This is a genomic window from Microbacterium sp. (assembly GCF_049650565.1).
Taxonomy (GTDB): Bacteria; Actinomycetota; Actinomycetes; order Actinomycetales; family Microbacteriaceae; genus Microbacterium.
On the sequence record NZ_JBASAK010000038.1, the window covers coordinates 1 to 18953 of the forward strand.

Below are 18953 nucleotides of genomic sequence, written 5' to 3' on the forward strand. Positions count from 1 at the left end.
CTTTCGCATGGCCCCATGCTAATCGCTAATGAGAACCATTCTCAACTCGGGGGCGGCTCGGGCCACGCCGGCGCCCCGGCGTCGCTTCGTCACGCGCCTGGTCGTGAGAGGCGACCGCGGCGATGCGTGGCGACGAGGAACAGCGCGGTCGCGACCGAGCAGACGGTGATCGCGACGATGCTCACCTCGGGGCCGAAGCCTCCGCCAGTGAGCCAGTCCGGCCCCACGGTGATCGTCGTGAACAGAGAGTCTCGGGCATCCGAACCCGACACCACGGTGCCGAAGAGTGCGCCGATCGCGACGTTCCACCCGAGATGGATGCCGATCCCCAGCCACAGAGCTATGGCGACTTCGGGATGCCGAAGGACCTTCCAGGCGCGGACCGCGCCGTCTTCGGGCAGCTCGAGTCGGCCGCCGGGTCGACGCGACGCGAGAACGGTATGACCATCACCGACCAGCCTTTCTTCGTCTCGGTGCGCGGCGCATCCCTGGACGAGGTGCGGGGATACTGGGACCAGCTCTCCATCGGCGCGTCGATCGTCGAGCCGTTGGCGGCCTCGGCGTGGAGCCCGGGATTCGGAATGCTGACCGACGGGTTCGGTGTGAAATGGATCCTCGACGTCGCAGCCGAGTACGACGCCGGCTGAACCGCGCTCGATCGCGGCGCGTCGTCGCAGCATCCGCAGTTCGTCCAGGGCGCAATCGATGTCGCGCGTCGCGCGTTTCAGCCGCACATCCTGCGACCTGGGCGGCAGGATCAGGGATCATGCGGCGCCCAGCGCGACCTGGGCACGGGGCGGCAGATAGGCTCGGCCTCACACGCCGAGTAGATGGAAGCCGGGGTATGCCGTGCAATTTCTCGTCATCTTGATTCCGATCCTGTACGTCCTGGTCGGCGCGTGCATCCTGTACGCGACCGTCCGGTTCGCGATCGTGCACGCGCTCAGACAGGCTCGAAACGAGGCGCGGATCGAGCGCCGCGTTCCGAATGCTGCCACCTGGCTCGGTCAGGATGAGCGTCGTCTGCTGGACATGTCGAACGCGTCCCACGACGGCGCCTGATCTCGCGCGCCACCTGACACGACGAGGGGCCGTCCGCTCACTCCACGAGCAGCGCGGGCTCCTCGAGCACGGAGGCGACGTCGGCGACGAATCGGCTCATCTGGTCGCCGTCGATCACGCGGTGGTCGAAGGATCCGGCGACGGTGGTCACCCAGCGGGGGCGCACCTCGCCGTCGACCACCCACGGCTTCTGCGCGATGGTGCCCATGGCCACGATCCCGGCCTCGCCGGGGTTGATGATCGGGGTGCCGGCATCCATCCCGAACACGCCGATGTTGGTGATCGTGATGGTGCCGCCCTGCTGGTCGGCGGGGCTGGTCTTCCCCTCGCGGGCCGTGAGCGTGAGCCGGTTCAGCGCGCGGGCGAGGTCCTTCATGCTGAGATCGTGGGCATCCTTGATGTTGGGCACCAGCAGGCCGCGCGGCGTGGCCGCGGCGATGCCGAGGTTCACATAGTGCCGCACGACGATCTCCGCGCCCGAGTCGGTGTCGACCCAGGCTGCGTTGACCATCGGGGTGCGGCGGGCTGCCCAGATCACGGCGCGGGCCATGATCAGCAGCGGCGAGACGCGGATGTCGGCGTAGTCGGGCGAGGCCTTCAGCCGCTTGACGAGCTCCATCGTGCGGCTGGCATCGACCTCCTTCCACACCGTCACGTGCGGGGCGGAGTATGCGCTCTGCACCATCGCCGATGACGTCGCCTTGCGCACGCCCTTGACGGGGATCGATTCGGTGCGGGCATCCGGAGTCGGCTGCATGCCCCGCGCGAGCCCGATCGGAGCGGATGCCGGTGCCGGCACGGTCTCCTCACGCACGTCGCCCCACTCCGGGGTCTCGATGTTGCGGAACACGCTCGCCTGCTCGGCATGCTTGACGACATCGTCCCGGGTCACCTCGCCGTCGGCGCCGGTGGGCGTCACCTCGGTGAGCTCCACGCCCAGGTCGCGGGCGAGCTTGCGGATCGGCGGCTTGGCGATCACGCCGACCGAGGAGCGCACCTGGCGCTCGGCGGGACGCTTGCGGCGAGACGTCGCACCGCCGCCGGTGCCGTAGCCGACGAGCACCGATCCGCCGCCCTCCTCTGCTGCGGGGGCCGACAGGGCCGCAGGCGCGGCATCCGCGGCATCCGACACGAAGGTGACGATGGGCGCGCCGACCTCGACCGTCGCACCCTCGGCGGCGAGGATCTCGTCGACGACTCCCGCGTGCGGAGACGGCAGCTCGACGAGGGACTTGGCCGTCTCGATCTCGCAGATCACGTCGTTGATCGCGACGGTGTCGCCGGGCGCGACCTTCCACGCGACGATCTCAGCCTCGGTGAGGCCCTCGCCGACGTCGGGAAGGGTGAAGGTCTGGGTGGTCATGGTTTCCTCCATACGCGGGGCCCTTCGACAGGCTCAGGGACCCAAGGATGCGATCAGTAGGCGAAAGAAGCGGTCAGTAGGCCAGCGAACGGTCGACGGCTTCGAGGATGCGGTCGGCATCCGGCAGGTACACGCCCTCCAGCTTGGCGGGCGGGAAGGGCGTGTCGAACCCGGAGACGCGCAGCACGGGCGCCTCGAGGGCGTAGAACGCGCGCTCCATGACGGTCGCGGCGATCTCGCTGCCCAAGCTGGTGAAGCCCTGGGCCTCCTGCGCGTAGACCATGCGGCCGGTCGAGCGCACCGAGTCGAGGATGGGGCCGTAGTCCACCGGCGACAGCGATCGCACGTCGATCACCTCGCAGCCGGTGCCCTCCGACTCGGCGAGCGCGGCGGCCTGCAGCAGGGTGGTCACCATCGCGCCGTGCCCGACGAGGGTCACGTCGGTGCCACGGCGGACGACCCGGGAGGCGTGCAGCGGAAGAGCGGATGCGTCAAGCTCCACCTCCCCCTTGGGCCAGTAGCGGCTCTTGGGCTCCATGAAGATCACCGGATCGTTCGAGAGACACGCCTCCTGGATCATCCAGTACGCGTCGTTCGGGGTGGACGGCGACACCACGCGCAGGCCGGGGGTGTGCGTGAAGTACGCCTCCGGGCTCTCCTGGTGGTGCTCGACGGCGCCGATGTGCCCGCCGTACGGGATGCGGATGACGACCGGCATCGACAGACGGCCTTCATGCCGGTTGGTGACCTTGGCCAGCTGCGAGGTGATCTGGTCGAACGCCGGCCACACGAAGCCGTCGAACTGGATCTCGCACACCGGGCGGAACCCGGCCATGGCCAAGCCGATCGCGGAGCCGACGATTCCGGACTCGGCCAGCGGGGTGTCCAGCACGCGATGGGCGCCGAAATCGCGCTGCAGCCCCTCGGTCACGCGGAACACGCCACCGAGGCGGCCGATGTCCTCGCCCATCAGCAGCACGCGGGGGTCGTCCTCCATGGCCTTGCGCAGGCCGGCGTTCAGCGCCTTGGAGAACGGCATGGTCTCGATGCTCATGCGGCACCTCCCTCGAACGACGCCTCGTACTCCGCCAGCCAGGCCTTCTGCTCGGCCATCAGCGGGTGCGGCTCGCTGTAGACGTGGTCGAAGATGACGCCCGGTCCGGGTGCGGGCAGTTCGACGGTGCGGGCGCGCAGATCCTCAGCAGCATCCGCCGCCTCGGCAGCCACGCCGCTGAAGAACTCTTCACTCGCGCCGCGCGAGAGCAGGTACGCGCGCATGCGGGCGATCGGGTCGCGCTGCGCCCAGGACTGCTCCTCGTCGGAGCCGCGGTACTTGGTGGGGTCGTCGCTGGTGGTGTGCGCGCCCATCCGGTAGGTGACGGCCTCGATGGCGCGCGGGCCGCCGCCGGCGCGCGCCTCGTCCAGCAGCATTCGCGAGACGGCGTAGCTGGCCAGCACGTCGTTGCCGTCCACCCGCACCGACGGGATGCCATAACCGGCGCCACGGCCGACCAGCGGCACCTTCGACTGGGTCTCGACGGGCACCGAGATGGCCCAGTGGTTGTTCTGCAGGAAGAACAGCACGGGGGCGGAGTAGCTGGCGGCGAAGACCATCGCCTCGTGCACGTCGCCCTGGCTGGAGGCGCCGTCGCCGTAGTAGACCACGACGGCCTCGTCGCGCTCCGGGTCGCCGGTGCCCGTGCGGCCGTCGAGCGTCAGGCCCATGCCGAAGCCGGCAGCGTGCAGGGTCTGCGAAGCCAGCACCAGGGTGTACAGCCGGGTGTTGCCGTTCTTCGGGTCGGTCGGGTCCCAGCCGCCGTGCGAGACGCCGCGCATGAGCTTGATGATGTCCACCGGGTCGACCCCGCGGATGCGGGTGACGGCGTGCTCCCGGTAGGAGGGGAAGATCGTGTCCTGCCTGCGGGCGGCGTGCGCGGAGCCGACCTGGGCGGCCTCCTGCCCGCGGCTCGGCGGCCACAGGGCCAGCTGGCCCTGGCGCTGCAGGTTGGTGGCCTGGGTGTCGATGGCTCGGATGGCCACCATGTCGCGGTAGAACTGCTCGAGCTCGGCGTCGGTCAGCGCATCGATGAGCGGCAGATACCGCTCGGATGCCGGCGACGGAGCGAATGTTCCATCCGCTTCCAGGACGCGAACGAGGGGTGTGTCGGTCGAGGTCACGGCTCCACGCTACCCACGTCGGCATGCCCCGTCACGCATAGTTCGGGGTCCCTAATAAGTGCCCGGGATCAGGACGAATGCTCACGCGGGTCGGCAGGGCGGCATCCGATCGTGGCGAGCGGACGCCGACACCGGCGAGCCTGGTCTCAGGGCGCGTACGCCCGTGCGAGCCGCTCGAGGGCGTCCAGCACGGTCTGCCGCGGGGCGGCGAGGTTCATGCGCTCGAAGCCCTCGCCCTCGGTGCCGAACATGGCGCCCTCGTCGAAGTAGACCAGGGCCTCCTGCTCGTTGATGCGCTTGAGCTCCTCGTGCGACAGGCCGAGCGCGCGGAAGTCCAGCCACTGCAGGTAGGTGCCCTCCAGGTCGAAGACGACGACCTGCGGCATCCGCTCGGCGAAGAACGACCGCACCAGCTCGTGGTTGCCGTGCACGAGCTCGATGAGGCCGTCCAACCACGCGCCGGCCTTCGAATAGGCGAGGCGGCAGGCCTGGAAGCCCAGCGCGTTGAGTGTGAAGAAACCGGTGCGGCCCTGCTCGAGCCGGAAATTCTCGCGCAGCTGCTCGTTCGGGATGACGATGTTGCTGGTGGCCATGCCCGCCAGGTTGAACGTCTTGCTGGGCGCGGTGCACACGATGGTGCGGGCGGCCGCGTCGTCGTTCAGCGTGGAGAACACGGTGTGCTGCACGCCCGGCATCAGCAGGTCGAAGTGGATCTCGTCGCTGATCACAGTCAGGTCGTTGTCGCGGGCGATGCGCCACACGGCGTTGAGCTCGTCGCGCTCCCACACCCGGCCGGTGGGGTTGTGCGGGCTGCAGAACAGCAGCGCGGTGGTGCGGGGATCGGCGGCCTTCTCGGCGAGGTCGTCGAGGTCGATGCGCCAGCGCCCCTCGCGCAGCACCAGCGGGTTGCGCACGACCACGCGCTCATTCCCCTCGATGGCGCCGAAGAACGGGTAGTACGCCGGGGTCTGCACGATGACGCCGTCGCCGGGCGCGGTCACGGCCCGCACGGCGGTGTTGAACGCCGGCACCACGCCGGGCGCCAGCGTGATCTGCTCGCGGGTGACGGCCCAGCCGTGCCGGTCCTGGAACCAGCCGGTCACGGCCTCCCAGTAGTCGTCCGTGGCGACCGTGTAGCCCAGCACCACGTCCTCGAGGTGCTCGCGCAGGCCCTCGACGATCTCGGGGGCGAGCTTCAGGTCGATGTCTGCGACGGAGAACGGCGAGATCCCGGCGGGAACATCCGGCTTGGCATCGAGCATGTGCTGCCACTTGGCGGCGCCGGTACCGGTGCGGTCGACGACGGTCTCGAAATCGTAGCTCATGCGCGCACCTGCTCCCCCGCCACGGCGAGCACTCGATCGAGGGACTCCTCCTCGCCGACGGAGATGCGGATGCCGTCACCCGAGAACGGCCGGACGATGAGATCCGCGGCGACGAAGGCGGCGGCCACCTCGTCGGTGCGCTCACCGGCGGGGAGCCAGACGAAGTTGGACTGCGAGTCGGGCACGTCCCAACCCTGCGCGCGCAGGCCCGCGACCAGGCGGGTGCGGCGCTCGACGATGACGGCGACGCGGGCCATCAGCTCGTCCTCGGCATCCAGGCTCGCGATGGCGGCGCGCTCGGCGGCGCTGGTGACCGACAGCGGGATCGCGGTGGTCCGGGCGGCGTCGAGCACGCGCGGGTGGCCGATGGCGTAGCCGACGCGGAGCCCTGCCAGGCCGAACGCCTTGGAGAAGGTGCGCAGCACGACCACGTTGGGGTGCTTCTCGAATACGCGCTCGGCGAGGCCGTCGACGGCTTCGGGGGCCGTGACGAACTCGGCGTACGCCTCGTCGAGGATGATCAGCACGTCCTGCGGCACGCGCTCGACGAACGCGGCGAACTCGGCGCTGGTGACGATCGGGCCGGTGGGGTTGTTGGGCGTGCAGACGATGATCACGCGGGTGCGGTCGGTGACGGCATCCGCCATCGCGTCGAGGTCGTGACGGGTGCCCGGGCCGAGCGGAACCTGCACCCCGGTGGCGCCGGCGACCAGCGGAAGGCCGGGGTACGCCTCGAACGAGCGCCAGGCGTAGATGACCTCGTCGCCGACGGATGCCGTGGCCAGCACCAGCTGGTACAGGATCGACACGGAACCGGATGCCACGTGCACGGCGTCCGCGTCGACGCCGTACTTCTCGCCCAGGCGGGCGCGCAGCGCACCCGCAGACGCGTCGGGATAGCGGTTGATCGGCGTGGTGCGCGTGAGCGCCTCGAGCACCGACGGCAGCGGCTCGAACGGGTTCTCGTTGCTGGAGAGCTTGAACGCGTCGGCGCCCGCCTGCTTGCCCTGGCGGTACGGCGGCAGGGCGGCGATCTCAGGGCGGATGCGGGGCAGGATGGGCTCGGTCACGGGATCAGTCTAAAGAGGTGCGAACCACCGCGGGGGCGGCCGTCATGAGGAGCGTCCCGTGGCACGATCGACAGATGCGATTCATCATCCGCGTCGTCATCAACGCCTTCGCCCTGTGGGTTGTCACGCTGATCCCCGCGCTCGAGGTGAGCATCCGCGCGTTCGCGCCCGGCGAGACCCTGCAGCTGGTACTGACCCTGCTCGCGGTGGCGGCGATCTTCGCCCTCGTGAACACCATCATCGGCACAATCATCAAGGTCGTCGCGTTCCCGCTGTACATCCTCACGTTCGGGCTCATCTCCTTCATCGTGAACGGGTTCCTGCTGTGGCTGACCGCCTGGATCACCAGCGGCTTCGGCTGGGGTCTGAGCGTCGGGTCGTTCTGGTGGGGCGTGGTGGCGGCCATCCTCATCTCGATCATCAACGCCGTCTTCGGCGCCATCCTGCGCCCGCAGAAGAAGAAGCAGCGCCGCTGACGCGGAGCGGGCAGGTCGCCGACGCAGAGCGGATGCCGGTCAGCCGCGCTTCGCACTGAACTCCATCCGCTCGACCCGCGCCGCCTGACCGAGCTCGTGGAAGAAGGTGTCCCGCAGCGCCTGTGCGCGTGGATCCGACGAGTGGTCCAGCTGCGCGCCCGTGTTCAGGTAGTTCCCGTACGTGTGCGGATCGATCGGGCTGCTCCGGTCGGGGATCTCGCGCTGGACCGTGAAGCTGTCCGGCGAACCCGAGCCTCCCGCAGTGCCGCCGGTCGCCAGCGCGTTCACCGGGTCGGCCCCGTTCTCCAGTCGGACGATCGTCTGATCGGCGGCGAGCGCAGGGTCGACCGGATCGCCCGCGACGATCACGGTCCCCACGTGATACGGACTGTCCATAGCCAGATGGGAGACGATCATCGCCCCCTGCGAGTACCCCACCATGTCGACGGTGTCACCGGGCTCAGCCCCTGCCGCTTCCAGCGCCTGGAGCGTCGCCTCATACGATGCGGACTTCTTCCGGTCCAGGTACAGCTCCACGTCGGAGACCGCATCGAACGGCTCGTCCGTGCCGGGCATCATCTCCCGGGTGCCGTCGACGTACGCGACATAGCGCACCGACCCGTTCTTCATCGTGTACTTCTCCACCGCCACCTGGGCTGAGCGCCCGTACGGCACGCGCGCGATCGAGTCACGGACTCCCGAGACCGGCTTGGCGTCACGCGACTCGACCGTTCTCAGGGTCACGGCCGGTGAATCGTCCGTGAGCCGGGTGCCGCTCGGCAGGGTGCCCAGATCGACATCCACCGCCAGATCGCGCAGGGTGCCCATCGTCGATCCCACCGGCTCGGAGCCCAGCCACAGGGCGGCCCAGCCGGCGAGTGTCGGGGCCAGCACCGCGCCTGCCCATCGAGCGAGCGTGTACGCGTCGTCCCACGGCTGATCCGTCAGGCCGTCGAATCGGTGGTTCTGCCAGCGCGTGATCAGGGAGTCCGCCGCCGGCCCGACATTCGGGTTCGAGGCGAGCAGTTCATGGATGCGATCCTGTATCGCCAGTGCTTCACGCGCATCGCCCACCCCCATCAGTTTCTGCTGGGTGCGCAGCTCGACCAACTCGAACACATCGGCCATGACGAGTGTGCCCTGCGCGGTCTTCGCCGCCTTCTCTCCCTGGCTCTCCAGCCGATGCACGCAGTTCCCGATCTGTCCCATGGCCGGGTGCCGGTCAGAGGTCTGCGCGAGCCTGTGCTGCGCACGCCGCGCGACGCGTGCGCCATCCTTCACCTGCTCCGCCAGCGCGGCCAGCCGGTGCCCGACCGCGCGGAACGCCCCCGAGTCGACATGGATCGCGCCGCCCGACGTGATGTTCAGCTCGCCGCTCATCACAGGTCCCTGCCCACCTGCTGGCGCTGGAACTGCAGCTCTCCGCGCTCGCTCTCCAACTGCGCGCGCAGATCCGAGAGCGCCCACCGCAGCGCGCGCACCCCCGCGTTCTCCCAGCGTGCGTCCTCGATAAGTCGTGAGACACCCACACCCGCCGTCTCCACCAGGTCGGACGCCTCGTCCAGCAGCCGCATCGCCTCCACCGCCGCCCAGAGATCCTCGCCCGCGCCGCCCGGAGCCTGGGCCGCTGTGATCGTGTACATGCCTCCAGGGTGCGGGATGGCGGGCATCCGCTCTGTCCGGGATCCCACCCGCTGTGCACAACTTCTCGATATTGACGATTGGGGAGAGAAGTCGATGAAGGCACAATGGTGCTGTGACCTCACCGGATCCCTTCCGCGTCGTCTTCGTCTGCACGGGCAACATCTGCCGCTCGCCGATGGCCGAAGTCGTGTTCCGCGCGCTCGCGACGCAGCGCGGACTGGGTGATCGCGTGCTCTCCCGCAGCGCGGGCACGGGCGACTGGCACCTCGGCGAGCGCGCCGACCAGCGCACTCTCGAAGCCCTCAGCCGCCGCGGCTACGACGGCTCCGCGCACCGCGCGCGGCAGTTCAGCGCGGCATCCTTCGCCGACAACGACTTGATCGTCGCCCTCGATCGCACGCATGAGCGCATCCTGAAGGCGTGGGCCCGCAGCACCGATGACAAGGGCAAGGTCACGCTGCTGCGCGCCTACGATCCGACCGCCTCCACCATGGACGTACCCGACCCGTACTACGCGGGACCCGCAATGTTCGATTCGGTGCTGGCTATGATTGAGACCGCCACCCGCGGGCTCTTCAGCCAACTCGAACCGGCTGTGCGGGCATCCCATTCGACGCCCCGCGCGACGCGGGGCCCCGAGCAGGAGGAACTCCTCTGACTTCTCTGCCTTCGCTCCCCTCTCAGCCGCTCAGCCCCCTCGACGGCCGCTACCGCGCCGCCGTCACCGGGCTTGCGGACTTCCTCTCCGAGGCAGGACTCAACCGCGCCCGCGTCGAGGTGGAGGTGGAGTGGCTGATCGCCCTCACCGACCGCTCGGTGTTCGGCACCGCTCCCCTCTCGGATGCCGACAAGGACCGTCTGCGCGGGCTGTACCGCGACTTCGGGCAGGAGGAGATCGACTGGCTGGCCGCCAAGGAGGCCGTCACCCGTCACGACGTGAAGGCCGTCGAGTACCTGGTGCGCGACCGCCTGGCAGCTCTGGGCCTGGACCGCATCGCCGAGCTGACGCACTTCGCGTGCACGAGCGAGGACATCAACTCCGCCTCGTACGCGCTGACCGTCAAGCGCGCGGTGGAAGGCGTCTGGCTTCCGGCGCTGGATGCCGTGATCACCAAGCTCCGGGCTCTCGCCGACGAGCATGCGGATGCCGCGATGCTCTCCCGCACGCACGGGCAGCCGGCGACGCCGTCGACCATGGGCAAGGAGCTCGCCGTCTTCGCGTGGCGCCTGGAGCGCGTGCGCGGCCGCATCGCGGCATCCGAGTACCTGGCGAAGTTCTCCGGCGCGACCGGCACCTGGTCCGCGCACCTGGCGGCCGACCCCTCTGTGGACTGGCCCACCGTGAGCCGCGAGTACATCGAGGGCCTGGGCATCGACTTCAACCCCCTCACCACGCAGATCGAGTCACACGACTGGCAGGTGGAGCTGTACGACCGCGTGAGGCACGCCGGCGGCATCCTGCACAACCTCGCCACCGACATCTGGACGTACATCTCGCTGGGCTATTTCGCGCAGATCCCGGTGGCGGGCGCGACCGGTTCGTCGACGATGCCGCACAAGATCAACCCGATCCGGTTCGAGAACGCCGAGGCCAACTTCGAGATCTCGGGCAGCCTGCTGAACTCGCTGTCGCAGACGCTGGTCACCTCTCGCATGCAGCGCGACCTGACCGACTCCACCACGCAGCGCAACATCGGCGTGGCCTTCGGGCACTCGCTGCTGGCGCTGGACAACCTGCGCCGCGGGCTGGACGCCATCTCGCTCTCGCGCGACGCGCTGCTGGACGACCTCGACCACAACTGGGAGGTGCTGGCCGAGGCGATCCAGACCGTGATCCGCGCGGAGGTCGTGGCCGGCCGCTCGACCATCACCGACCCGTACGCCCTGTTGAAGGACCTCACCCGGGGCCACCGCGTGGGGGCCGCGGAGCTGGCGGAGTTCGTGCAGAAGCTGGAGATCGGGGATGCCGCAAAGCAGCGCCTGCTCGCGCTGACGCCGGCGACCTACATCGGCATCGCGGAGAAGCTCGCGCGCTGAGGAAACTGACCGCCGCCGACACGGATCGGCCCGGATCAGAAACGCATCCCGCCATCAAGCTGCTCGGAGCGAAGACCGACCGCGGAGGGGCCCACAGAGGAACCCATGACTGTCCCAAGCGGAGGCGGCCGCATACTATTCCCCAGGATGCGGGCGGTCCCCGCACTCGCTGCCCGTTGCCCGTGAAGGCGGATGCTGAGACTCTGGAGCATGGGTGCGATCCGGCGAACGACGGCGGCAGCAGGAATGCTGGCCGCGCTCTCCCTCACCGCCTGCGCACCACAGCCCCCGTCTTCGCCGACCCCGAGTCTGCAGCAGAAGGCCGTCACCCTGGCGTCCGGTCTCGACGCCCCCTGGTCGGTCGCCCTCGTCGGCGACAGCGCGCTCATCTCGCAACGCGATGACGGCAACGTGCTCGAGCGCACGGCATCCGGAGAGCTGCGCACTGCAGGCACCGTGCCCGGCGTGGTCTCCGGCGGCGAGGCGGGGCTGAACGGCATCGCGGTGCGCGAGATCGACGGCATCCGCTGGCTGTACGCGTATCACGCGACCGACGACGACAACCGGGTGGTGCGGATGCCGCTGCGCGGCGAACCCGGCGGCCTGCGCCTGGACACGAGCGCCGTGGAGGATCTCGTCACCGGCATCCCGCACGCGGCCAACCACAACGGCGGGCGGATCGCGTTCGGCCCCGACGGGATGCTGTACATCACCACCGGCGATGCCGGGCAGCGCGAGCGCGCCCGTGACCCCGGCTACCTGGGCGGCAAGATCCTGCGCGTGACGCCGACCGGCGACCCGGCGCCTGGCAACCCGTTCGGCACCATCGTGTACTCGCTGGGCCACCGCAATGTGCAGGGCGTCGCGTGGGACGGGGACGGCATCCTGTGGGCCAGCGAGTTCGGGCAGGACACCTGGGACGAGCTGAACCGCATCACCGCGGGCGGAGACTACGGCTGGCCGGATCACGAGGGCATCGCGAAGGCGGTGGATGCCATCGATCCGGTCGCCGTGTGGAGGCCGGCGGATGCCAGTCCCAGCGGCATCGCGGTGATCGACGGCACGATCTACATCGCGGGACTCCGCGGGCAGCGCGTCTGGCTGTTCGATCCGTCGCATCCGGACGAGGAGCCGTGGGTGGCGGCGTTCACCGACGACTACGGCCGTGTGCGGGACGTGCTGGCCGGCCCGAACGGGAAGGTATGGCTGCTCACCAGCAACACCGACGGGCGCGGCGATCCGAGGGAGGGCGACGACCGGCTCGTGCAGCCGGAGGTCCGGGAGGGGTGAGGCTCAGGCCTCGGGTGCGTCGGGCTTCGCGGAGGCAGCGTCTGCGGCATCCGGCTGCGTGCCGCCCTCGGCGGCCTCCGCAGCAGCGGCCTCGGCCTCCTTCGCAGCCCGGCGCTGCGCGCGGGTCGGCTTCGGGTCCAGCAGGATCGGCCGGTCGATGGTCTTGGTGACGGTGCTCGGGTTGACCGCCAGCATCAGCAGCGCCATGATCAGCAGCGTCACGATGAAGCAGATGCCGCCGATGACCAGTCCGAGCGTGAACGGGGGCAGGTCCTTGTAGGTGCCGCGGGCGATGGAGCTGTTCACACGTGCGGTGAATCCGCCCGTGGAGAAGATCGTGACCAGCATCGCGAACACGCCGCACCCCAGGGCGATGCCCACCAGGTGCAGCGGCTTCAGGATGTCGCGCCGTGTGGGCTTCTGCTCGGTCATGCGTATCCTCCGTGGTCGGCCAGGCGATCTGTGCCGGCATCCTTCTCAGCATCCGTCTGCACGGCCTTCCTCGCGCCGGGCGTGAGGCCGGCGATTCCGAGGAAGACGGCGATGATCGCGGCGTAGGCGCCGAACAGTCCGACGCCGATGACGATGCTCGTGAGTGTGCTCGTACCGCCCTCGGGCGTCACGGACTCCTGCACGAACCCGGCGGGCACCAGCGCCAGAAGCAGAGCCAGCAACAGCCCCAGAGCGCCGATGAGCGTCGCGTCTCGCGCGCCCTCCGTCCCCTTCGCGCGGATGCCGTGGATCAGCTCGACCAGTCCGGTCGAGGCGGCCCAGGCGATCACGAGTCCGAAGAACAGCGCGTCGGAGCGAATCGAGGGGATGCCGGCGGTCATGCCGAGCACGAACGAGATGCCGGCGATGATCACGGCGGGCCAGCGCTGGCCGGCCGGGTAGGCGATGATCGCGGCCAGCACGAGCACGAGCGCGGTGGCGATCACGAAGCCGCCGAACACCGGCAGGCCGACGGATGCCGAGTGGTCGGGCGAGAACGTGATCATCAGCGCCGCGACGGCCGCCAGAGCGGCGCGCGTCAACTGCACGTGACGTGCAGTGAAAGTGCGTTCAGCGGGCATGGCAGTCCTCGGATCGGTGGCCGTCCCAGTCTACGACGAGCGCCTATGAACCAGGCCGTCGCCGGGAGCGCGACGTCCCCAGATGGCGCCGCGCTCCCGACATCCGTGGAGGACGGATTTCGGACTGCACCCGAGACTTCGGGCGGGCGCCACCCGTGCGTTCTCGGAGGCCCGCGCGATGCCTGCTCCCCAGCGAAGACATCCGACGGACCTGTGTGCCACTCTAGGGAGAGCGCGTTCACATACCGAGAGGGCGGCTGTGACGGACGAGGCGATCTCGCAGAGGCCGGCGGCGACGCCGTTCGCCGAGGCCCTGAGCGGGGCCATCCGCGACCGCAGGATGACGCTGGCACGGCTGCAGGAGCGGCTCGCCGCACATGGCAATCCAGTGTCGCGTGCGACACTCAGCTACTGGCGCTCCGGGGCACGACGGCCCGAGGGCGCCCACTCGCTGGCGGCGGTCGCCGACCTGGAGCAGCTGCTGGGCCTGGACGACGGCGCACTGCTGCAGCTGCTCGGCCCGACGCAGCGCACCGGTCCGCTCGGGCCCGTCGCGTTCCCGTTCGACGAGGATCCCACCGAGCAGCGCGTGCGCGAGACTTTCCTGGCGATGGGCGCCGCCTACCCCGATCCGACTCGCGAGCTGACGATCCATGCCGTCACCGACGTCGGGCCCGAGGGACACGTGCGGCGGCGGACGGCCCGGGTGCTGGTGCAGGCCACCTCCGGCGTGGTCACCGCCGTGCCGTACGTCGAGATCACGACCGGAGAGCCCACTCCCCCGCCCGAGTTCGAAGCGCTGGGCGGCGGACGCATCTCGAAGCGCTTCACGCACCCCAGCAACGAGGTGCACGGCTTCCTGTTCGAGCTGGAGCGGCCGATCACCAGCCCCGAGACCATGCTGATCGAGTGGGCCGTGACCTATCCGCCAGAGATCGAGGTGAGTGACGGCTCGGGCTACGGAGTCGCGTTCCAGGCCCGAGAGCTGCTGCTGTGGACACGATTCGACCCGGCCTGGCTGCCGGACTGGTGCGATGAGATCGAAGAGACCTCAGCAGACCGGGTCGTCACGCCACGGATGCTGCACGGTGCCCGTTCCCTGCACGCGGTGCGCCGGAGCTTCGGCCCCGGGGCGCTCTCGATCAGCTGGGGCCGCGGCGAGCGCCCGACGCCGGACTGAGCTCAGCATCCGCTCCAAACCTTGTTTTGTAATACTTGCATCGCAAGACTAGTGTGCTGGCATGGCCGACAACGCCGAGCGCATCGCGACGAACCTGCGCAAGGGCGTGCTGGAGTTCTGCGTGCTGGGACTGCTGGCGGCGAGCGAGCGGTACGGACTGGAACTGGCGTCCGAGCTGCAGGACCGCGGCCTGATCGCCGGAGAGGGAAGCCTGTACCCGCTGCTGGCTCGCATGCGCGACGGCGGGGTCGTCGACACCCGCACCGAGGCCGTCGGCGGCGGGCGCCCGCGCAAGTACTACACGATCACGCCGGCGGGCCGGGAGCAGCTGAGCACCTTCGACGCGGTCTGGCGGGCCATCGGGGCCGAAGTCGACACCATCATCGAGGGGGCATCATGACCAGGGACGACTACCTGCGTTCGGTGGAGCGGATGCTTCGCGGCATCGATCCCGCGCACCGCACCGACGTGCTCGAGGATCTTCGGGGACACTTCGCGGATGCCGAGGAGACCGGCCGCTCCGTCGAGGAGATCATCCGAGGGCTGGGAACGCCGGAGCAGATCGCCGAGCGGGCGGTGGAGGAGTTCGGTGTCTCGCCGGAGATGTCGGATGCCCGCGCCGAGCGCGCGTGGCGGGTGATGCAGATCGCGGCGGTGATCGTGGGCGCGGCGATCGGGCTCTTCGTGGCGTTCACGACTCCGGCATACAGCACGACAACGGAGACCGTATCGTCCGACGGGACGAACACCTACTCGACAACGACGCGAACCCTGATCGATGCGATGGGCTTCTGGATCGTGGCGATCGCGTTGGTTGCGCCGATCGTGGCAACTGTGCCGCTGGTGGTCTCCCGAGCGGCGCGAACGGCGACGACAACAGTCTGCGCCGCTCTGCTGACTGCGATGACCATCGTCAGCGGATTCACCATCGGCAGGCTCTTCGTGCCGGTGGTCGTGTTGCTGTGGGCAGCCGTGATCGTGCGCGTGCGGCTGCGCGGCACCGGATTCGGCCTCGGATGGCGCGTCGCCGGCTGTGTGCTGACTGTGCTCCCGATGCTGCCGATCCTCCCGACATTCGGAGCATTCGGCGGCAGCGCGCTGTTCGGTGCTCGTCGCCGATATGCGGACTACACGGAGGGCTCCGGCCCCAGCGTCGGACTCGACAGCCTCGGCTGGGTGATCGTCGTCGCGGTGTTCGCCGTCGCGGCTCTCATCGTCATCGGCTACCGGTGGGCGGGCTGGGCACTCGCCGCGATCGGACTCGCGGCCCTTCTCACAGGTCTCATCTCGGGAAGCCTGCTGTCCCTGATGTTCATCTGGCTCGGCGGCTGGTGGCTCACGATCGGCCTCGCGCACGCAGTCACGGCGTCCCGAAGGGCCTGATCCTCAACATCCGCTCGACCGGCATCCCATCCGGGTACGGATGCAGGTCGATCGGCACGGATGCAGGTCGACACGCCGCGGAATCGACCTGCAAACGGGGAATCGACCGACATCTGTACGTGCCGAACCTGATCAGGCGAACCCGCGCACCCGGGAATCCGGGAGAATCAGCTGTGCCCTCGAATCTCCGCTGGCTGCGAATGCGCCCACAGGAACTCGCCCTCATCGCGATCACCGCGGTGTGGGGCTCGACGTTCCTCGTCGTGCACATCGCCATGCAGCACTCCGGCCCCTGGTTCTTCGTGGGGCTGCGGTTCACTGTGGCCGGGCTGATCAGCATCCTGATCTTCCGTCGTGCCCTGCGCGGGATCACCTGGGCCGACCTGGGCGCTGGAGGCTCCATCGGGCTGATGATATACGGCGGCTACGGGCTGCAGACGCTGGGGCTGCAGACCATCGACTCCAGCACCTCGGCGTTCCTCACCGCGCTGTACGTGCCGATGGTGCCGTTCGCGCAATGGATCTTGTTCCGCAAGCGCCCGCCGGCGATGGCGTTCGTGGGCGCAGCGCTCGCGTTCGCCGGCCTCATCCTCATCGCGGGCCCGGAGGCGTTCAGCCTGTCACTTGGCCTCGGTGAGACCGCGACCCTGATCAGCACCGTGCCCATCGTGGGCGAGATCATCCTGATCAGCGTCTTCGCGGGCCGCTTCGACCTGGGCCGCATCACGATCGTGCAGCTGCTGACGGCGGGCCTGCTGTCGTTCGCCACCATGCCGTTCACCGGCGAGGGCGTCCCGGCATTCAGCTGGATCTGGGTCGCCGCCGGTATCGGGCTGGGCGCGGCCAGCTGCATCATCCAGCTCACCATGAACTGGGCGCAGAAGTCGGTCTCGCCGACCCGTGCGACCATCATCTACTCCGGCGAGCCCGTGTGGGCCGCCATCATCGGCCGCATCGCGGGCGAGCGCCTGCCCGCGGCGGCGCTGGTGGGCGGGATGCTGGTGGTGCTGAGCATCCTCGCCAGCGAGCTGCGCATCGTCCGGCGCCCGAACCCGGACACCCCCGATCGGGGGTGATGCCGGGGCGCCCGCAGGCGCATGATGGAGTGTCGAGCAAGGGAGCCCGAGATGACACGTTCCGCCACAGCCTCAACCACCGCCGTCCGCGAGCTGCGCGACTTCCTGTTCGCACACGGCGATGACTACGACGGCGCGCGCGCCGGCTTCGCCTGGCCGCGGCTGGACACCTTCAACTTCGCACTGGAGTGGTTCGACGTGGTGGCCGGCGAGAATCCCGACCGGCCCGCCGTGCAGATCGTCTCGGCCGACCTTTCGGTGCGCAACTGGTCCTATGGCGAGCTGTCGGCACGCTCCGACCAGGTCGCGAGCTGGCTGCGCGATCTCGGCATCCGCCGCGGCGACCATGTGATCGTGATGATGAACAACACGATCGAGCTGTGGGAGATCATGCTGGCGATCACCAAGCTCGGCGCGATCTCCATCCCCACGTCGACGCTGCTGTCGGCATCCGATCTGTCCTACCGCATCGAGCACGGTCGCGCCCGCGCGGTCATCGCGCTGGGTCGGCTGGCGGATCGGGTCACGGATGCCCCGCTTGAATCGGGCGCCGCGCTGCTGCGCATCGCCGTGGGTGACGTCACCGATGACTGGCACGACTTCGCCGACTCGTATCAGGCGGATGCCGTCTTCGAGCCGGACGGCGAGACGCCGGCATCCGACACCGCCCTGCTGTACTTCACCAGCGGCACCACCAGCCGTCCCAAGCTCGTGCAGCACACACACGTGTCGTACCCGGTAGGACATCTGTCGACCATGTGGTGGCTGGGCGTGCGCCCCGACGACGTGCACCTGAACATCTCCTCGCCGGGTTGGGCCAAGCACGCCTGGTCGAGCTTCTACTCGCCGTTCCTGGCCGAGGCCACGGTGTTCGTCTACAACTACGACCGCTTCGACGCGAACACCCTCATGCAGGTGATGGACACGCACCGCGTCTCGACGTTCTGCGCGCCGCCGACCGTGTGGCGGATGCTGATCCAGGCCGACCTGTCGCGGCTGGCCAACCCGCCGCGCGAACTGGTGGGCGCCGGCGAACCCTTGAACCCCGAGGTGATCAACCGGGTGCGCGAGGCGTGGGGTTCCACGATCCGCGACGGGTACGGGCAGACCGAGATGACCGCGTGCGTGGGCAACTCCCCCGGGCAGGTCGTCAAGGACGGCTCGATGGGCCGCGCACTGCCGGGCTACCCGGTGGTGCTGCTGGATCCCATCACCGGCGAGGTGACCGAGCACGAGGGCGAGATCGCGCTGGATCTGTCCGACTCGCCACTGGGTCTGATGTCGGGGTACTTCGAGGACCCCGAGAAGACCGCCGAGTCGCGTGCCGGCGGCTTCCACCACACCGGCGACATCGCCGCTCGCGACGACGAGGGCTACCTCACCTACGTCGGGCGAGCGGATGACGTGTTCAAGGCGTCCGACTACAAGATCTCGCCGTTCGAGCTGGAGTCCGCGCTGCTGGAGCACGATCTCGTCGTGGAGGCGGCGGTCGTCCCCAGTCCCGATCCCACGCGCCTGAACGTGCCGAAGGCGTACGTCATCCTGCATCCGGATGCCGGCGCGGGAGCGGATGCCGAGCACGCGGCCGCAGCGAAGATCTTCGCGTTCGCACGCGAGCGGCTCTCCTCGCACCTGTGGGTGCGGGTCATCGAGTTCGTGCCGGAGCTGCCCAAGACCATCTCGGGAAAGATCCGGCGCGTGGAACTGCGGGCCCGCGAAGCGGAACGGGCGGCGGCGGCGGACTCCGCGGGCCAGCATTTCGACCGCGATCACCGCTGAGCGATCGGCCCGCACGG

21 protein-coding genes are annotated in these 18953 nt (G+C 69.3%); 11 read left to right on the forward strand and 10 right to left on the reverse strand.

Going from position 1 to position 18953, the window contains the following annotated elements:
* Positions 1–89: 89 nt before the first annotated feature.
* Complete coding sequence (locus WA967_RS06215; protein ID WP_424420133.1) at positions 90–227, reverse strand: hypothetical protein; 138 nt, start codon at positions 225–227, stop codon at positions 90–92.
* A gap of 87 nt (positions 228–314) precedes the next feature.
* Between WA967_RS06215 and WA967_RS06220 the strand changes: the two genes are divergently transcribed.
* Positions 315–647: a hypothetical protein gene (locus WA967_RS06220; RefSeq protein WP_424420135.1), complete on the forward strand. Its 333-nt coding sequence runs from the start codon at positions 315–317 to the stop codon at positions 645–647.
* A 202-nt stretch (positions 648–849) separates the two neighbouring features.
* A complete protein-coding gene (locus WA967_RS06225) occupies positions 850–1062 on the forward strand; it encodes a hypothetical protein (RefSeq protein ID WP_424420137.1) in 213 nt (70 codons plus the stop codon).
* 37 nt (positions 1063–1099) lie between these two features.
* Here the strand turns inward: WA967_RS06225 and WA967_RS06230 are convergent, their stop codons facing one another.
* The 5 genes from WA967_RS06230 to WA967_RS06250 form a co-directional block, all read right to left on the reverse strand.
* On the reverse strand, positions 1100–2425 hold the full coding sequence (locus WA967_RS06230) for a dihydrolipoamide acetyltransferase family protein (protein ID WP_424420139.1): 1326 nt from the start codon (positions 2423–2425) through the stop codon (positions 1100–1102).
* Between the two features lie 73 nt (positions 2426–2498).
* Positions 2499–3479, reverse strand: a complete 981-nt coding sequence (locus tag WA967_RS06235) for an alpha-ketoacid dehydrogenase subunit beta (protein ID WP_424420140.1) — start codon at positions 3477–3479, stop codon at positions 2499–2501.
* Positions 3476–4603: a thiamine pyrophosphate-dependent dehydrogenase E1 component subunit alpha gene (locus WA967_RS06240; protein WP_424420142.1), complete on the reverse strand. Its 1128-nt coding sequence runs from the start codon at positions 4601–4603 to the stop codon at positions 3476–3478. Before WA967_RS06240 ends, WA967_RS06235 begins: the two co-directional genes overlap by 4 nt.
* A gap of 146 nt (positions 4604–4749) precedes the next feature.
* Complete coding sequence (locus tag WA967_RS06245; protein WP_424420144.1) at positions 4750–5928, reverse strand: MalY/PatB family protein; 1179 nt, start codon at positions 5926–5928, stop codon at positions 4750–4752.
* Positions 5925–6998 (reverse strand): histidinol-phosphate transaminase, encoded by a 1074-nt coding sequence (locus tag WA967_RS06250; protein ID WP_424420146.1) that lies wholly within the window; start codon positions 6996–6998, stop codon positions 5925–5927. The genes WA967_RS06245 and WA967_RS06250 overlap by 4 nt, the downstream gene beginning before the upstream one ends.
* 74 nt (positions 6999–7072) lie before the next feature.
* Between WA967_RS06250 and WA967_RS06255 the strand changes: the two genes are divergently transcribed.
* Entirely contained in the window at positions 7073–7474 is a 402-nt protein-coding gene (locus WA967_RS06255; protein WP_424420148.1) for a phage holin family protein, read from the forward strand.
* 39 nt (positions 7475–7513) lie between these two features.
* Here the strand turns inward: WA967_RS06255 and WA967_RS06260 are convergent, their stop codons facing one another.
* Positions 7514–8854 (reverse strand): hypothetical protein, encoded by a 1341-nt coding sequence (locus WA967_RS06260; protein ID WP_424420150.1) that lies wholly within the window; start codon positions 8852–8854, stop codon positions 7514–7516.
* Positions 8854–9117, reverse strand: coding sequence for a hypothetical protein (locus tag WA967_RS06265; RefSeq protein ID WP_424420152.1), 264 nt, complete (start codon positions 9115–9117; stop codon positions 8854–8856). The genes WA967_RS06260 and WA967_RS06265 overlap by 1 nt, the downstream gene beginning before the upstream one ends.
* A 176-nt stretch (positions 9118–9293) precedes the next feature.
* Between WA967_RS06265 and WA967_RS06270 the strand changes: the two genes are divergently transcribed.
* From WA967_RS06270 to WA967_RS06280, 3 genes are all read left to right on the forward strand, one after another.
* Positions 9294–9776 (forward strand): low molecular weight protein-tyrosine-phosphatase, encoded by a 483-nt coding sequence (locus WA967_RS06270; RefSeq protein WP_424420214.1) that lies wholly within the window; start codon positions 9294–9296, stop codon positions 9774–9776.
* Between the two features lie 5 nt (positions 9777–9781).
* On the forward strand, positions 9782–11155 hold the full coding sequence (gene purB, locus WA967_RS06275; protein ID WP_424420215.1) for an adenylosuccinate lyase: 1374 nt from the start codon (positions 9782–9784) through the stop codon (positions 11153–11155).
* Between the two features lie 210 nt (positions 11156–11365).
* A complete protein-coding gene (locus WA967_RS06280; RefSeq protein WP_424420154.1) occupies positions 11366–12445 on the forward strand; it encodes a PQQ-dependent sugar dehydrogenase in 1080 nt (359 codons plus the stop codon).
* Positions 12446–12448: 3 nt separating this feature from the next.
* On the opposite strand, the gene WA967_RS06285 is transcribed toward WA967_RS06280, so the two are convergent.
* Complete coding sequence (locus WA967_RS06285; RefSeq protein ID WP_424420156.1) at positions 12449–12877, reverse strand: hypothetical protein; 429 nt, start codon at positions 12875–12877, stop codon at positions 12449–12451.
* A complete protein-coding gene (locus WA967_RS06290) occupies positions 12874–13518 on the reverse strand; it encodes an acyl-CoA synthetase (RefSeq protein WP_424420157.1) in 645 nt (214 codons plus the stop codon). The genes WA967_RS06285 and WA967_RS06290 overlap by 4 nt, the downstream gene beginning before the upstream one ends.
* A 259-nt stretch (positions 13519–13777) precedes the next feature.
* On the opposite strand from WA967_RS06290, the gene WA967_RS06295 reads away from it, so the two are divergent.
* The 5 genes from WA967_RS06295 to WA967_RS06315 all read left to right on the forward strand — a co-directional run bounded on the left by WA967_RS06295 (position 13778) and on the right by WA967_RS06315 (position 18936).
* Entirely contained in the window at positions 13778–14698 is a 921-nt protein-coding gene (locus tag WA967_RS06295) for a hypothetical protein (protein WP_424420159.1), read from the forward strand.
* 61 nt (positions 14699–14759) lie between these two features.
* Positions 14760–15098 (forward strand): PadR family transcriptional regulator, encoded by a 339-nt coding sequence (locus tag WA967_RS06300; protein WP_424420161.1) that lies wholly within the window; start codon positions 14760–14762, stop codon positions 15096–15098.
* A complete protein-coding gene (locus tag WA967_RS06305; protein WP_424420163.1) occupies positions 15095–16081 on the forward strand; it encodes a DUF1700 domain-containing protein in 987 nt (328 codons plus the stop codon). The genes WA967_RS06300 and WA967_RS06305 overlap by 4 nt, the downstream gene beginning before the upstream one ends.
* 173 nt (positions 16082–16254) lie before the next feature.
* On the forward strand, positions 16255–17157 hold the full coding sequence (locus WA967_RS06310; protein WP_424420165.1) for a DMT family transporter: 903 nt from the start codon (positions 16255–16257) through the stop codon (positions 17155–17157).
* A gap of 51 nt (positions 17158–17208) precedes the next feature.
* Entirely contained in the window at positions 17209–18936 is a 1728-nt protein-coding gene (locus WA967_RS06315; RefSeq protein ID WP_424420167.1) for an AMP-binding protein, read from the forward strand.
* Positions 18937–18953: the final 17 nt, after the last annotated feature.

What these genes read in the sequence shown, in the direction of transcription:
- WA967_RS06220 (WP_424420135.1), top strand. Translation starts at nt 315, where the DNA reads ATGGATGCCGATCCCCAGCCACAGAGCTATGGCGACTTCGGGATGCCG.
- WA967_RS06230 (WP_424420139.1), bottom strand. Translation starts at nt 2,425, where the DNA reads ATGACCACCCAGACCTTCACCCTTCCCGACGTCGGCGAGGGCCTCACC.
- WA967_RS06235 (WP_424420140.1), bottom strand. Translation starts at nt 3,479, where the DNA reads ATGAGCATCGAGACCATGCCGTTCTCCAAGGCGCTGAACGCCGGCCTG.
- WA967_RS06245 (WP_424420144.1), bottom strand. Translation starts at nt 5,928, where the DNA reads ATGAGCTACGATTTCGAGACCGTCGTCGACCGCACCGGTACCGGCGCC.
- WA967_RS06255 (WP_424420148.1), top strand. Translation starts at nt 7,073, where the DNA reads ATGCGATTCATCATCCGCGTCGTCATCAACGCCTTCGCCCTGTGGGTT.
- WA967_RS06260 (WP_424420150.1), bottom strand. Translation starts at nt 8,854, where the DNA reads ATGAGCGGCGAGCTGAACATCACGTCGGGCGGCGCGATCCATGTCGAC.
- WA967_RS06265 (WP_424420152.1), bottom strand. Translation starts at nt 9,117, where the DNA reads ATGTACACGATCACAGCGGCCCAGGCTCCGGGCGGCGCGGGCGAGGAT.
- WA967_RS06270 (WP_424420214.1), top strand. Translation starts at nt 9,294, where the DNA reads ATGGCCGAAGTCGTGTTCCGCGCGCTCGCGACGCAGCGCGGACTGGGT.
- WA967_RS06280 (WP_424420154.1), top strand. Translation starts at nt 11,366, where the DNA reads ATGGGTGCGATCCGGCGAACGACGGCGGCAGCAGGAATGCTGGCCGCG.
- WA967_RS06285 (WP_424420156.1), bottom strand. Translation starts at nt 12,877, where the DNA reads ATGACCGAGCAGAAGCCCACACGGCGCGACATCCTGAAGCCGCTGCAC.
- WA967_RS06290 (WP_424420157.1), bottom strand. Translation starts at nt 13,518, where the DNA reads ATGCCCGCTGAACGCACTTTCACTGCACGTCACGTGCAGTTGACGCGC.
- WA967_RS06300 (WP_424420161.1), top strand. Translation starts at nt 14,760, where the DNA reads ATGGCCGACAACGCCGAGCGCATCGCGACGAACCTGCGCAAGGGCGTG.
- WA967_RS06305 (WP_424420163.1), top strand. Translation starts at nt 15,095, where the DNA reads ATGACCAGGGACGACTACCTGCGTTCGGTGGAGCGGATGCTTCGCGGC.
- WA967_RS06315 (WP_424420167.1), top strand. Translation starts at nt 17,209, where the DNA reads ATGACACGTTCCGCCACAGCCTCAACCACCGCCGTCCGCGAGCTGCGC.